This window comes from Mammaliicoccus lentus, assembly GCF_002902755.1.
GTDB classification, from domain to species: Bacteria; Bacillota; Bacilli; order Staphylococcales; family Staphylococcaceae; genus Mammaliicoccus; species Mammaliicoccus lentus.
In genome coordinates, this window is the sequence record NZ_PPRS01000072.1 from 1 (window position 1) to 235 (window position 235).

Sequence of the window (235 nt, forward strand, 5' to 3'; positions counted from 1 at the left end):
ATGAGTAATGCACCAATTAATCTAAAAGCTGAGTCTAGGTTAGGGAAAGTCTTAATGACTTTCTCTCTTTTTCTAAGCTGCATATTTATATTTTCAATAGAGTTAGTAGTTCGTATATTCTTATGGTGTTGTGCTGGAAATCTATAAAACTGTGTGGCATCTTCGAAGCCCTGATCTAATATATTTAAAGCTTCTGAATACTTAGGATTATTTTCATACTTAGTTACAAATTCAT

Annotated in this window: 1 protein-coding gene; it reads right to left on the bottom strand. The window is 31.1% G+C overall.

Going from position 1 to position 235, the window contains the following annotated elements:
• Nucleotides 1-235: transposase (locus CD135_RS12370; protein ID WP_180991121.1), on the bottom strand; the 235-nt coding region annotated here is incomplete at both ends.